Annotated in this window: 12 protein-coding genes; all 12 read right to left on the minus strand. The window is 48.2% G+C overall.

The genetic code is table 11. The features are described 5' to 3' along the window. Positions 1-17: 17 nt before the first annotated feature. The 12 genes from A1sIIB142_RS04660 to fdxA all read right to left on the minus strand — a co-directional run bounded on the left by A1sIIB142_RS04660 (position 18) and on the right by fdxA (position 13,343). Complete coding sequence (locus A1sIIB142_RS04660; protein WP_095693857.1) at positions 18-656, minus strand: ComF family protein; 639 nt, start codon at positions 654-656, stop codon at positions 18-20. 31 nt (positions 657-687) lie between these two features. Then, complete coding sequence (mtrB, locus tag A1sIIB142_RS04665) at positions 688-2,256, minus strand: MtrAB system histidine kinase MtrB (protein WP_095693858.1); 1,569 nt, start codon at positions 2,254-2,256, stop codon at positions 688-690. A gap of 1 nt (position 2,257) precedes the next feature. Then, on the minus strand, positions 2,258-2,938 hold the full coding sequence (gene mtrA / locus A1sIIB142_RS04670) for an MtrAB system response regulator MtrA (protein ID WP_095693859.1): 681 nt from the start codon (positions 2,936-2,938) through the stop codon (positions 2,258-2,260). A 17-nt stretch (positions 2,939-2,955) separates the two neighbouring features. Then, complete coding sequence (gene ahcY / locus A1sIIB142_RS04675; protein WP_095693860.1) at positions 2,956-4,236, minus strand: adenosylhomocysteinase; 1,281 nt, start codon at positions 4,234-4,236, stop codon at positions 2,956-2,958. A 138-nt stretch (positions 4,237-4,374) separates the two neighbouring features. Then, positions 4,375-5,727 (minus strand): phosphomannomutase/phosphoglucomutase, encoded by a 1,353-nt coding sequence (locus A1sIIB142_RS04680; protein WP_095693861.1) that lies wholly within the window; start codon positions 5,725-5,727, stop codon positions 4,375-4,377. A gap of 37 nt (positions 5,728-5,764) precedes the next feature. Then, entirely contained in the window at positions 5,765-6,136 is a 372-nt protein-coding gene (locus A1sIIB142_RS04685) for a DUF3499 domain-containing protein (protein WP_095693862.1), read from the minus strand. A gap of 31 nt (positions 6,137-6,167) precedes the next feature. Beyond that, positions 6,168-7,469: a DUF5719 family protein gene (locus A1sIIB142_RS04690; protein WP_095693863.1), complete on the minus strand. Its 1,302-nt coding sequence runs from the start codon at positions 7,467-7,469 to the stop codon at positions 6,168-6,170. Then, entirely contained in the window at positions 7,466-10,501 is a 3,036-nt protein-coding gene (locus tag A1sIIB142_RS04695) for a glycosyltransferase family 2 protein (protein WP_095693864.1), read from the minus strand. Before A1sIIB142_RS04695 ends, A1sIIB142_RS04690 begins: the two co-directional genes overlap by 4 nt. Before the next feature lie 54 nt (positions 10,502-10,555). Beyond that, positions 10,556-10,864 (minus strand): WhiB family transcriptional regulator, encoded by a 309-nt coding sequence (locus A1sIIB142_RS04700; RefSeq protein ID WP_223298131.1) that lies wholly within the window; start codon positions 10,862-10,864, stop codon positions 10,556-10,558. 142 nt (positions 10,865-11,006) lie between these two features. Further along, positions 11,007-11,963 (minus strand): nucleotidyltransferase family protein, encoded by a 957-nt coding sequence (locus A1sIIB142_RS04705; RefSeq protein WP_095693865.1) that lies wholly within the window; start codon positions 11,961-11,963, stop codon positions 11,007-11,009. Beyond that, positions 11,963-13,054: a succinyldiaminopimelate transaminase gene (dapC, locus tag A1sIIB142_RS04710; protein ID WP_095693866.1), complete on the minus strand. Its 1,092-nt coding sequence runs from the start codon at positions 13,052-13,054 to the stop codon at positions 11,963-11,965. The genes A1sIIB142_RS04705 and dapC overlap by 1 nt, the downstream gene beginning before the upstream one ends. Then, a complete protein-coding gene (gene fdxA / locus A1sIIB142_RS04715) occupies positions 13,023-13,343 on the minus strand; it encodes a ferredoxin (protein ID WP_095675100.1) in 321 nt (106 codons plus the stop codon). Before fdxA ends, dapC begins: the two co-directional genes overlap by 32 nt. Between the last annotated feature and the right edge of the window lie 42 nt (positions 13,344-13,385).

Genomic DNA, 13,385 nt, shown 5'->3' on the forward strand with positions numbered 1-13,385 from the left:
GCCCTATTCGAGCCCCCTTATCGTAGAGGTTCTGCCACGCAAGCTGTAATCGCAGCCGAAACCTCAATGCCTGCAGCACGCAATGCGCGGGCCGCCTCCTGCAAAGTCACCCCCGTTGTGACGAGGTCATCGACAATGATTGCCTTTCCACTGTGATAACGCAGGGATGCCAGTGACCCTTCCAAATTTTCTACTCGCTTCTTTGCATCGAGCTTTGATTGATCTTTGACGACTCTGGTGTGAGTCAACAATTCACGGGTTGGCACCCGTGCACTACCACCAATTTCTCTGGTTAATTCGTTAATGAATTGTCTCCCTCGTAATCTCGCAACGGATTTTCGCGAAGGAATTGGCACTAAAAATCCCAATCCTTGCTCATGTAAACAGAGCGAAAGCGAATGAGAAAGTGCGCTCACCATTAGCTCATCTGCTCGTCGCAATGCATGTTCTTTTGCAGCTAATAACACTTTTCCTGCAATCGGTGAATAGGGAATGGAAGAATAAATCGGGAAATGTGGTTTCTGGCGAGAGCGGGACCTATAAATTCTCGGCTGCCAGAATTTTCTGCACTGCGAACAGATCTCCAAACCTAGGGCGCCACAACCTAAACAACGAACTGGGAAAATTAGCTCCTCAAGTGATGAGAGCAAATTCATCTAGCCATCATGCTGCAATGACGGCTAGCGGTTATTGGTAAAAAGCCTCCTGGTGGAAATCTTTTGGCGTGGCCTTAATTGGTCTTGAATTTATTAACTCGCCAGCCTTGCGGGGCAAGGTGAGAACAAAATGAGCTCCTTGGTTAGGACGTCCCCACGCATCTAATTCTCCATTGTGAAGTCGTGCATCCTCAAGTGCGATGGAAAGACCCAAACCAGTTCCACCGCGCACTCGAGCACGTGATGGATCTTCTCGCCAGAACCGGTCGAAGACGCGAGTAAGGGCAGATTCATCAAGTCCTGAGCCGTAATCTCGAACACCAATACCGACCTCAGTATCGGTAGCAACGACGCTCACAAGAACCTTCTTTCCTTCAGCATGATCGAGTGCGTTTGAAAGAAGATTGCGCATAATGCGCTCAACTCTACGGATATCGGCGTTAATACTGACTAGCTCTTGATCGGCTACCACCTGTATTTGCTGTGTTGGAACATTGCTAGCTAAATCTAAATCAGTGGCACAACGATTAATAAGGCCAATGACATCAAAATCAACAGGTTCGAGAACGGCAACTTCGGCATCAAAACGACTTACCTCAAGTAGGTCTTCGAGCAACCGCTCAAATCTATCTAGTTGAGCAACCAGCAACTCTGAACTTCGGGCGACGAGTGGATCAAAAGAGTTGCGCTGGAGATGAATTACCTCAGATGCCATACGCAGGGTAGTCAAAGGAGTTCGTAGTTCGTGGGTGACATCGGAAACAAAACGCTGCTGGACACGTGAGAGGTTTTCTAGGCGAGTGATTTGCTCTTCAATAGATAAGGCCATTTCATTATAAGAAATTGCCAGCGTTGCCATCTCATCGGTTGAAACGACTTTCATCCGCTGCGTGAAATCTCCTTGGGTAAACTGATTAGCAATACGTGCTGCTTCACGTACGGGTCGCACCACTTGTCGGACTACAAGCCAGGTAATGAGTCCGATGAGGAAAATTAGTGCAACTCCGGTGATGAGTAGTGAGTTCAAAATGAGGTCTACTGTAGCCGTCTGGTTCTTGAGAGAAAAGACGATGTAAACCTCGTATCGCCCCCCAGTCGGAATAATAATTCTCTGACCCACAAAGAGGGAGTCAATTTTCTCCCCATTGTTATATCTCGCAGGTCCGTATGCATACTGAAGTTTGGAATTCTTCCTGACCTGCACCCGTAGATCTTTAGGGATGGATGAGTTCTTTATGACATTGGAAGACATCTCATAAGAATTGGTCGTAGTGAAAGCTCCTGGAGACTTTACAAATATTACTTCTCGCCGCTCCTCATTAATTCCTTGGGTAGAGGTACTCACGACGAATTCAGCAAGTGTGCGCTTTCGGTCTTCAACTGACATCGACCGCGAAGCAAGAACTTGGTACTCGGCGTTGTAAAATGTGTATTGAGCTTCGGCCAGAGAGGAGTTCAAACTAGTAGCAAGAATTCCATCTGCCAGACGTGAATACAGCGCAGAACCGGTAAGTGACACGACAATTAAGGACAGAAAGAGAGTTGAGAGGATCACTCGTGTTGCCAGCGAATGTTTGAGTGACCGTCGTAAACGGTTCATGTTAAGCCGCTCCGCCCGCCTTATAGCCCACGCCACGAACCGTCATGATGATCTCTGGACGGTCGGCGTCGTGTTCAACCTTTGAACGAAGTCGCTGCACGTGCACATTGACCAATCGCGTGTCAGTTGTTTGTCGGTAGCCCCAGACCTCACTTAAGAGCGCGTCGCGTGTAAACACGCGTCCTGGATCTTTTGCTAGAGCGACAAGCAAATCAAATTCAAGACGGGTTAGCTGAATGAGAGTCGCACCGCGACGAACTTCGTGGGCTGTCACATCGATAGTGATGTCACCGATGGAAAGAAGGCCGGTCACATCAGAATTGGTGCGACGCAAGCGAGTGCGAATACGAGCAATGAGTTCAGCCTTGTCCCTAAATGGTTTCTGCATGTAATCATCGGCACCTGCTTCAAGCCCCCGCACAACATCTTGGGTCTCCCCCTTGGCGCTGAGCATCACGATTGGAACCATTGACTCTTTTCTAATTAATCGACAGACCTCTATGCCATCTATTCCTGGCAACATGACATCGAGTAAGACGAGGTCCGGAGGATTATTTCTAAATACCTCCAGCGCCTCATCTCCTCTACTCACCATATCTACATCGAAGCCAGAACTTGTAAGAACAATTCCCAGCATTTCGGCGAGATCTTGATCGTCATCGACGACCATGATGAGTGTCATGCAATATCAACCATCATTTATGAACCGTGCTCCCAAGAATTAAGGTACATATCTTGAGCTGGTGTGAGTACATCGATACGTCCACCCATTGAAATGAGTTTCAACGCCGCGACTTCCTTATCGATATACGTTGGAACTTCGTGTACTCCGGCAGGAAGATTCTTTGCTTCCTTGACGAGGTATTCCGCAGTAAGGGCCTGATCAGAGAATGACATATCCATCACTGATGCTGGGTGACCTTCAGCTGCACCGAGGTTTACCAAGCGACCTTCAGCGAGAAGAAGTAAGCGGCGACCATCTTTCATCACGTATTCATCGGTCTGGTGACGCATCTTGGCATTCTTCTGTTTTGAGTTCTGCTCTAGCCAAGCAACATCGATTTCGATATCAAAGTGACCTGAGTTAGCCATGATTGCGCCATCTTTCATCGCTGCGAAGTGTTCATCGCGCAATACATCGCGGTTACCGGTGACTGTAATAAATACATCGCCAACTTTGGCTGCATCTAACATCGGCATCACACGGAAGCCTTGCATCATTGCATCGAGTGCCTTAGTTGGATCAATTTCTGTCACAACTACGTCTGCGCCCATGCCCTTTGCGCGCTCTGCAACACCTTTTCCGCAATAACCAAATCCTGCAACAACGACAATGCGTCCTGCAAGTAAGAAGTTTGTTGCACGGAAGACCGCATCAAGAGTTGATTGACCTGTGCCATAGCGATTATCAAACATGTGCTTTGTGTCTGTGTCATTGACTGCAATCATCGGAAATGTGAGTGCACCATCTTTTGCCATCTGGTTAAGGCGAATAACTCCAGTAGTAGTCTCTTCGCAACCACCAACGATATTTGGTAGGAGCTCCTTACGAGTTGTGTGAAGAGTGTTTACTAGATCGCAACCATCATCGAAGACTTGGTGAGGTTCGATATCGAGGGCAGCGTTGATGTGCGAGTAGTACCCATCACGATCAACTGCATTACGTGCAAATACAGAAATTCCGTATTCGTGAACAAGTGCTGCTGCGGTGTCATCTTGAGTAGACAATGGGTTAGAAGCACAGAGAGCAATTTCAGCGCCGCCAGCTTTAAGAACACGCATCAAGTTAGCGGTCTCAGTTGTGACGTGCATACATGCTGCGATTCGTACGCCGGTAAATGGTTGTGACTTTTCAAATCGTTCACGAATTTGTGCAAGGACTGGCATGTTGCGCTCTGCCCATTCGATGCGCTTGCGCCCCTCGGCAGCAAGTGAAGCGTCGGCTATATCGTGCTTTGGAATTGTTGTTACTTGTGTCATGAAAACATATCTCCCTAGGTAGTTCCTCAATTGACTATGAGGATTGTCTTTTTCGCTTGACCTTCGGCGTAGGGCTCTACTGTGCTAGTCGGCTAGGGAATTAGTTTAGTGGACTCCGGGAAAAAGGGTGAAACAGACTTAGCTTCGTATCGCCTTGAGAACTTCATCGCGAACCTTCTCCATGCGCCCTTCGGTAGAAGCCTCAACGTTGAGTCGAAGGAGTGGCTCAGTATTAGAGGACCGAAGATTAAACCACCAGTCTTTGGCGCTGACAGTCAGACCATCAAGATGATCCATTTCTACATCACTATCTGGTTCAAATTTTTGCTGGATAGTTTCCATCGAGGCTGCTGCATCAGAGACTGTCGAGTTAATCTCTCCACTTGAGTGATATCTGTTAAATGGCTTGAGAATTGTGGAGAGTGACTTCTTGCTTTCACCGAGTGCGGCAATTGCATGAAGAGCTGCCAGCATTCCAGAGTCTGCCTTCCAGAAATCTCTAAAGTAGAAATGGCCTGAGTGTTCTCCACCAAATACGGCATCTGTTTCGGCCATGAGCTTTTTAATGTATGAATGGCCCACACGCGAACGAACTGCTGTTCCGCCGTTTTCTTCCACAACTTCTTTCACCGCACGCGAGGAGATGAGGTTGTAAATAATATTTGACCCGGGATACTTAACTAGCTCGCGAGATGCAATCAGTGATGTCAAAGAAGATGGATTGACAAGGGCTCCCTTTTCATCAACAAGGAAACAGCGATCGGCATCACCATCGAATGCGAGCCCGATATCTGCGCCATGTTTCTTCACCGCCTTCTGTAGATCTACTAGATTCTTTGGATCAATCGGGTTTGCTTCGTGATTAGGGAAAGAGCCATCTAATTCAAAGAAGAGTTCAATTACTTCTGCGTTAAGTCTCTTAAAGACAGCTGGTGCTGTGTATCCGCCCATGCCGTTGCCCGCATCGATAACTATTTTCAAAGGGCGAATCTGTGAAACATCGACCAAGGTCAGTAAATGATCGACATATTCCTCCAGCATATTCTTCGATTTCTCAACACCGACATTTCTCATCGCCATGGGAGTGCCTTCATAAACGAACTTTTCGATTGTTAACAAGCCCGATTCTTTACCTATGGGACGTGCACCGCTAAAGCAGAGTTTGATTCCATTGTATGCAGCAGGATTATGGCTTGCCGTAAACATCGCACCTGGCAGATTTAACTTTCCGGCGGCGAAATACAACATATCTGTGGAGGCAAGTCCGATACGAATGACATCTAGGCCTTGCGAAGTAACACCTGCTGAAAATGCAGTTGCCAGCGTGGGTGAAGATGGACGCATATCTTCGCCAATGACAACGGTTCCTGGTTCACGTTCAATTTCTAAGAAGCGAGCGAGGGCAACGCCGGTGGCAAATGCAAAATCTGGCGTGAGTTCTTCATCTACTAACCCACGGATGTCATAGGCCTTAAATATCGATGCGCTCATGAAGGTATCGTAAAGAATTGAGTATGCAGAAGTGAAATTAGGAAGGCACTGCGCGCAAATGCCCGCGTCTTCCCACGCTTGATTGTGAAGTAGTTGTTGAGACATCATTAGTCGTGGCGTGAGAATTCAGAGCTACCTCACGGACAGCATCAGCGATTGCCATGAGATCGTCTTCACTTGGTCCACTCTGATTTTCATCTACAGCTTGCTTGATGACATTCCAACCTTGCGGAACGGTAAGCCGGGCAGAGTGTTTATCGCAGAGATCATATGAATGAGGTTCAGAAAAAGTTGCCAGCGGTCCAAGGACGGCAGTGGATTCAGCATAAATATAGGTAAGGGTCATCGATGCCGAAGAATTGCAACTCACACGAGAGCAACTGCGCCCAGAACGTACCGAAGAACTCATGTGTATAAGGCTATCGGTGTAGCTATAAAAGTCAGGGATTTAACACACGGATATTTGAATCTGGAATTGAAGACTTTGTCAGAACACTGCCCGGAGTCAATGGAACATATCCGTATCCACTCTTGGATGAAATCAGAGCCGCGCCAGAAGTTCCGGGCGAGATTGCCGAAAAGCTGACAGACCGGGCTGAGTCAGAAAGTACGTAGGTAGCTATGTCAGTACCTTTGATATCAATTGTTCTAGATTTGCCACCGGCCTGCATCACTGTGAGTCTGACTTCGATTTCACTGCCTGTGAAAACCAAAGTGGGGGCTAAGCCAGTGGTAGCCAAGGTGAACTCTTGCAAGTCCGGAACGGCAGTACTCCATACGAAATCACTCTTTCCTTGCGAGAGCGTCGGTGAAAAAACAGATCCAAGAATTGGTTGATCGGAAGAAATATGTAGTGCAAATTTTCCGGATGACATCAAGATATTCATGGGAATCTCAACGACTTTCTTATGGGCAACAACCCTGCCGTTTATCCCAACCGGAGAAAAAGTTCCATCGGTAGAGCGAATCTCAGCGCTGATACGCGCATCAACATCACCAGGGACTAAGAGTCGTAATGTGTGAGGGCTCGGGGTCTTCCTCTTCACTTGTTGCGGGATAGCCGGAATCTGCAACTTCTTACCAGGATCATCCGTTGAATTAACGATATCTCCGCCCAGTGATCGCAGGCCCTTGCCGCGTTCATCTACAAGAAAACCATTGACACGGCCAGACTTTGCTTCAATTTGGATAGCAATTGATTTCGCACCTGGTGCCAAAGATGGCAGTGAGATCTGCTTAAATGAATTCGCACCCACAATTAAATCTCTAGGGGTCAGTTCACCGTTTTCGCTAAAGACAGAGACGCGAACAAGTGCTTTACCTAGCCCGCTATTTACTAAGTTCAGCGAACCCTTCGAAGTGATATCTGCAGTTGCGCCCACAAACCACCGTGAAGTAATCGGGACCTGACATGCAGATGCACCAGCCCACACACCCTTTCGGACCTGCCACACAACAGGGGTGATTGCTCCGGCATCGATGACAGCAGACTGGGAAGCGATTGCATAACGGCTAATTCCTGCCTCACGAGTGTTCATTGCGGAGGTGCCAGTTTTTCTGATCTGAGTCTTAGAACTTGTCAGAGAAATTGCTGTGGTTAATCCCGATGTATTAGGTGGGCAAATAACAGAAGGGTATGACTGATTAAATCGAGATGTTGAGACGGTGAAGTTAAGCAAATTGCTAATCGCTAAAATCGAGATTGTCACGAGGAAGAGAAGGAAGCCACGGTTGCGTTTCATGCCAGCTCCTTTTCAGATATCTCACTCTTGCGGCGACCAGAGGGCAGCGCAAGAACAATGACAGTGACCAGCACAATCATGAAGAAGGAGATCCAGGCCCTTCGCTGGGTTCCATCATGGAAGATGGTGACTTCGCCAGCGTTGGTGATTTCAAAGGTGGGAAGACCATCGCGATCTTCAATACGAGCTGCAGTAAATCCGTCTTGGTAAATTCTCCACCCTTTACTAAAACTTTCGGTAAGTGTGAGTGTTCCGGGACGCGGCACAATGGCGCTAATTCCAGTTGCTTCGATGATGGAAACTTCTCCGGCGTAGTCGGTAAGAATGATGCGTCCAGTTGGCTCATTTACCTTCCAGACAACTCCAGCTTTTGTCGCAGAGGTTCTAATGAAGCCGCCTAAGCCATCAATAGTTTGAACAACCTCATCAATAATCGGATTCTTTAAGTAAACGTATTTGATTCCGTATGTTGCTAAGACTGCACTTGAAGTCACCCCAGTATTGTCGATTAAGCCTTCAACTGCTCGGGAAATTACTTCCGTGTCCGCTGGCGCAACATCTACTTCACCCAGTGTGATGTCTTGTCCTCTGGAAATGTAATAGGACAGAGTTTGCTCACCATTTCTGGTGTATGGACGAAGCACGAGTGACTTGGCGCTCTTCTCTATTGCAAGGTAGGCCGGTAGCACGTTCTTCTGCCCCGTACGAAGTGGTGAATCAGCTCCCGCAGAAACCAACCAGGAAAGAGATGTCGCACTATAAACCAGGGTGAAAGCGAGAATGAGTGCAACCGAAATATGCCGGAAATTAATGTGGGATTGTTCAAGTCGAGATCTAATTTTATCGAACATCACAACACCAGAAGTTAATGAGAAGAGCGTGGCAATTGCAATAAAGGTTCCAACAGATACTTGGGTATTTAACGGTGTTCCATTACCCGGTATGACTGCAACGCTAATCAAAGTTCCGCACAGCAAGAAAGTAATTCCTGGGACTGCAAATTTTCGGGCGGCGGTAGTAGAGAAATAGGCAACGAGCAAAATTGCCACTACCGGACTGGCACACCACCACGGAAGAGATCCCGGCCCACCTGGATTGGCAAAAATTGCTAGGTTCGGACCACCGCCAGAAACGGACAGTCCAATCTCTCGAAGAATTCGGGTTGGGTTGAGTAATACACCGAAGGAAGCCGGCGCGGATAACAAGAATGGAATTATGAGAAGAGTCAGGCGACGCTTGAGTCGTTCGAGGAAGAGTTGATCCTGGTAATTATTTGATGCTTTCCTGAAGTCGCCGAAAATTGTAAGGACTATTCCCACGAAAAGGATGAGCAGCACCGATGGATTAAATGAAAGCAGGAACCAGATAAAAAGTGAGTATCCAAAGATACTTCGCCAACTCCAACGGTCGATTTCCGCCCAGGCATGAAATTGCCCTATGAAAAAGGGCAGTAACGCCATAAAGACAAGTACTCCGAGTCGCCCGGCGTTCACCGATGCAATCGCCACCGGCGATAAGGCATAGAGCAAGGAAGCACCGGCTGATAGCCACTGGTTATCTGTAAATCTCTTTAAATATCGGTGTGCTGAAAGCAGAAGTATCAAGGGAGCGATGAGAAAGAAAATAGTGATAAATACTGAAACATTTCCGAAGAAGAGCAGAGATGCGATTGCGATGACTAAGACCCAAGTAGGAGTGGATTGCGCACTGCCCATACCCACGTCATGCCAACTAGAGATATAGAGCTTGATTAAATCTCGGAAACTAGCTGGAGATTCGGCAAGAGCTCCTCCAGCTAATGGCCCAAACCTATGTCGTGCCCAGGAAAGTGAGACAAGTGTGATGATTGATGCGGCAATAATCATGGGTCTATAGAAAAGTGATTTCCATGGAGTTCGTGACACCGGGGTGAGAAGATCTTCATCCTCATTTATTTCTAAGTCACTAACAATTGGTAACTCTCGTGATGGTGAATGAGGAAGCACCGCTGAACGTAGCGTCGATGCCAGACGAGAAATAGATGAACGAAGTTGGGATATCCGCGATGGAACAAAGGCATTGACCACTCTCGGAGAAATCAGTCGGTGCTGTTTACGAAATTTTCTAGCTGAAAGTAATTCGGTGGGATGAATAATGAGTGAGCCAATTGCCAAGATTTCATCCGATGCATAGCCGGGGAGTTTGGCAAATAGATATCCGACAGAACGCAAGATAGCCCCGGCAAATAGTGTGATGATGAGTCCAGGTAGTGACCACACACTTGAGTTAGCAAGTAAGACATAGGCTGCATTGCGCCGATCTAGTAAAAGCGGCCGGTGAAGAAACGCTCCTTGCACATCAACACTTCTTCGTTCGGTCGCCGATGCTTGTGCGTGATACCCAATCGCATCAGAGACGGCAATCACCGAGTGTCCCGCAACGCGAACACGCCAACCAAAATCAACATCGTCCCGGAATAGCTCTAAATTCTGATCAAAGCCACCGAGTTCTTCAAAGACGTCACGGCGGATGAGGGCACCTGCTGTGCTCACAGAAAGAACTTCTGTTACGCCATCGTGTTGACCTTGATCGTATTCAAGAGGTTCAAGACCTGTCCATCTCGCACCGTTAGTTGCAATACTGATTCCTAATTCAATGAGATGCGTTCGATCATGCCAACCAAGAAGTTTTGGTCCAGCCATCACAACACTTGGTCGATCAGCAATAGCTGCTAATAAAGATTCAAGTGCCGCAGGGTGCAACGCACAGTCATCGTGGAGAATCCAAATCCATTCTTCACTATCTTTAATGAGCGCAGGTAGCTGCGTGATTCCATGAGCTACGGCAGCACCAAATCCACTTTCTCTATCGATTGTTGCTACCGGAATGCGAGCGCCTTTCAGCAACTTCACCGAAGCATCGAGGGAGCCGGTATCAATGGCAAAAACTTGATTAGGTCGCACAGATTGCGAAGCAAGAGAAGCGGCAACTTCAGATAGCCAAGTTGCTCCATCGTGTACAACTAAGAGTGCAGTTACCCGCGGAGCGCTCATGGGAAGAACCTACCTAAAGTAAGGCCCAGGGCCGGAAATTGTTGCTGGTTGCCCTTACGCAGGGCGACGCTTAAGTCGACGACGCTCACGCTCTGAGAGACCGCCCCAGATACCAAAGCGTTCATCATGTGCCAGAGCGTATTCAAGACACTCTTGGCGCACATCACATGAGAGGCAGACTCGCTTTGCTTCGCGAGTGGAGCCACCCTTTTCTGGAAAGAAAGCTTCCGGATCAGTTTGAGCGCAGAGTGAGCGCTCTTGCCAGGAGAGTTCAAAATTCTCGCCATTAGCTAGTTGAATAGTTGGTCCAGCAGTGGGGGCTGATGGCTTGCCAGTCGATGTTCCTTCTGGGCGGATTGGCATCTAGAAATCTCCTCAAGTCATTAGGGGCGGAATTCGTTGTGAATAACCTGCGCTCTAGGTATTAATTACACCGGTGTAATCCCTTGGAGTCAACTCCTAAGTCGAGACTTTTGGCGCTTTTTTTAGGACGAAAAGTCGATTTTTAGAGAGAAATTGGTAAATCTGAGCTATTTGAGAGGTAAGTGCGGGCTTTTTCGGTGCCTCTATTCACATGTGTTCCCTCTGCAATGAAGCATTGTGACAATTTCACATCAGATTCGATTACCACGTTATCGCCGATGATGCAGTCATCGATGCGGCAGCCAGATGCAATCGTTGTGTTGGCACCGATTGCGGTACCGCCAGTGATCTGGGTGCCATTGCCAATCGTGGAGCCAGCCATCGCAAGAAAGGGTGCAGCTACTAGATCGCGTGAGCCTTGAAAGAGTGCTGCCGGGGTTCCGACATCGAGCCAATAAGCAGCTTGCTTATATCCAAAGACCGGGCGGCTCTGTGCAATCAGTGATGGGAAAGTTTCGCGTTCAACACTGACCACGGATCCCAGCGGAATCTCCTTGATGACATCGGGGCTAAAAACATAGCAGCCGGCATTAATAAATTTGGTTACCGGATTTTCCATCTTCTCCAAGAAGGCGGTAACTCGTCCTTCTGAGTCTGTCGGCACGCAGCCAAATGCACGCGCATCATCGACTTCAATAAGGTGCAGTGTGACATCAGCTTTCTTCTCTTGGTGAAATGCAATTTGGTCTGCAATCGAATGCCGGCTTAAAACATCGCCATTGAAAATGACAATGGGTTCATCGCCTTCTAATAGCTGCGCCGCATTTCTTATTGCACCGCCGGTGCCAAGGGGCTCATCCTCAACTGCGTAGCGGATTTTGATTCCCCATTTACTTCCATCACCGAAATACGGTGTAAAGACTTCTGCCAAGTAGGAAGTGGCAAGTACAAGGGTGTGAATGCCGGCGCGCTTAGCGGCAAGTATTTGATGTTCGGTCACTGGCTTTGCAGCAACTGGCAACATCGGTTTCGGAGATTCATTAGTTAGTGGCTTTAGGCGGGTTCCAAGACCGCCTACCAATAAAATTCCAACAGCCATTAGGGTGCACTGACTTTCGCGAGAATGCGCTCTGCCGCTGTTGCTATCTGTTGATCGGTTGCAGTCAGCGCAATCCGAATATGGTTTTCTCCTGCTTGGCCATAAAAAACGCCGGGAGTAGCAAGAATTCCCAGTGCTGCCAGCCAGGCAACTGAGTCCCATGAGCTTTCATTTCGCGTCGCCCAGATATAGAGGCCGGCTTCTGAATGATCGATTGTAAAACCGGCCGAAATCAGAGCAGGTGCCAGGCGAGTGCGACGTGCGTTATAGCGCCCGCGTTGTTCAGCAACATGTTTGCTATCAGAAAGTGCGGCGACCATGGCGTGCTGCACCGGTAAAGAGACCATCATGCCGGCGTGCTTACGTACTTCAAGAATTCTGGCAATCAATTGTGGATCCCCCACTACGAAAGCTGCGCGATAGCCAGCCATCGAAGATCTCTTGGAAAGTGAGTACACACCCAAAACATTGGTGTTATCACCATCTGTGTATCGCAAAATGGAGGTGGGAGTTTTGGTATCGCCAAATTCCAAGTAGCACTCATCTGAAACTACAACGCTTTTATTCTTGCGTGACCATTCAATGGCTGCACGTAATTCAGATTCGGAGTGAACTCTTCCGGTTGGATTAGAGGGTGAATTCACCCATGCCAGATCAGCCTTAGGCCATGTGGTTGCAGCAAGGTCAACGGCAGTCGGCGTTGCCTGAGCAAGGAGGGCGCCGACTAAATATGTTGGGTAGGCAATACGTGGATAAAGAACAGTTGCCGATTCAAGAAAGGTGGGTAACCAAGCAACGAACTCTTTAGATCCAATAAGGGGCAACACGGCAAAGTCGCCACTGGCACCAAGAGTTGTTGTAGCCCATTGATGAATTGCAGTGCGCAGTTCTTGAGTTCCCATTGTTACCGGGTAACTTGGCGAATCAGATGACTGACGTAAAGCTTGCTGAATGAATTCAGGAGTGGGATCTACTGGAGTTCCCACTGATAAATCAATGGCACCTTGCGGGTGCTTGCGCGCTATCTCGCCATAGGGAGCGAGCGCGTCCCATGGAAAATCAGGTAGTTTTTGGCGCAAGAGCAGTGACATCGGTGTGATCAGAGTTTGTCTCTCCGACCTTTGATGCTCCCCCAGGTGATCCAAGTTCTATGAAAAATTCAGTATTGATCTTCTTGTAGTTCTGCCACTGACCCGGAACATCATCTTCATAATAAATAGCTTCGACCGGGCATACCGGCTCGCACGCACCACAATCGACACATTCGTCGGGTTGGATATAGAGCATCCGAGCACCGTCATAAATGCAATCAACGGGGCACTCTTCGCGGCAGGACTTATCTTTAACGTCCACGCAAGGTTCGGCGATTACATATGTCACGAAAGATCCTCCAGAAGGCTTGAAGCGGTAGGCGATAAGTCT

The sequence above is a fragment of the Candidatus Planktophila versatilis genome, assembly GCF_002288345.1.
GTDB classification, from domain to species: Bacteria; Actinomycetota; Actinomycetes; order Nanopelagicales; family Nanopelagicaceae; genus Planktophila; species Planktophila versatilis_A.

What these genes read in the sequence shown, in the direction of transcription:
- A1sIIB142_RS04660 (WP_095693857.1), bottom strand. Translation starts at nt 656, where the DNA reads ATGAATTTGCTCTCATCACTTGAGGAGCTAATTTTCCCAGTTCGTTGT.
- mtrB (WP_095693858.1), bottom strand. Translation starts at nt 2,256, where the DNA reads ATGAACCGTTTACGACGGTCACTCAAACATTCGCTGGCAACACGAGTG.
- mtrA (WP_095693859.1), bottom strand. Translation starts at nt 2,938, where the DNA reads ATGACACTCATCATGGTCGTCGATGACGATCAAGATCTCGCCGAAATG.
- ahcY (WP_095693860.1), bottom strand. Translation starts at nt 4,236, where the DNA reads ATGACACAAGTAACAACAATTCCAAAGCACGATATAGCCGACGCTTCA.
- A1sIIB142_RS04680 (WP_095693861.1), bottom strand. Translation starts at nt 5,727, where the DNA reads ATGAGCGCATCGATATTTAAGGCCTATGACATCCGTGGGTTAGTAGAT.
- A1sIIB142_RS04685 (WP_095693862.1), bottom strand. Translation starts at nt 6,136, where the DNA reads ATGAGTTCTTCGGTACGTTCTGGGCGCAGTTGCTCTCGTGTGAGTTGC.
- A1sIIB142_RS04690 (WP_095693863.1), bottom strand. Translation starts at nt 7,469, where the DNA reads ATGAAACGCAACCGTGGCTTCCTTCTCTTCCTCGTGACAATCTCGATT.
- A1sIIB142_RS04695 (WP_095693864.1), bottom strand. Translation starts at nt 10,501, where the DNA reads ATGAGCGCTCCGCGGGTAACTGCACTCTTAGTTGTACACGATGGAGCA.
- A1sIIB142_RS04700 (WP_223298131.1), bottom strand. Translation starts at nt 10,864, where the DNA reads ATGCCAATCCGCCCAGAAGGAACATCGACTGGCAAGCCATCAGCCCCC.
- A1sIIB142_RS04705 (WP_095693865.1), bottom strand. Translation starts at nt 11,963, where the DNA reads ATGGCTGTTGGAATTTTATTGGTAGGCGGTCTTGGAACCCGCCTAAAG.
- dapC (WP_095693866.1), bottom strand. Translation starts at nt 13,054, where the DNA reads ATGTCACTGCTCTTGCGCCAAAAACTACCTGATTTTCCATGGGACGCG.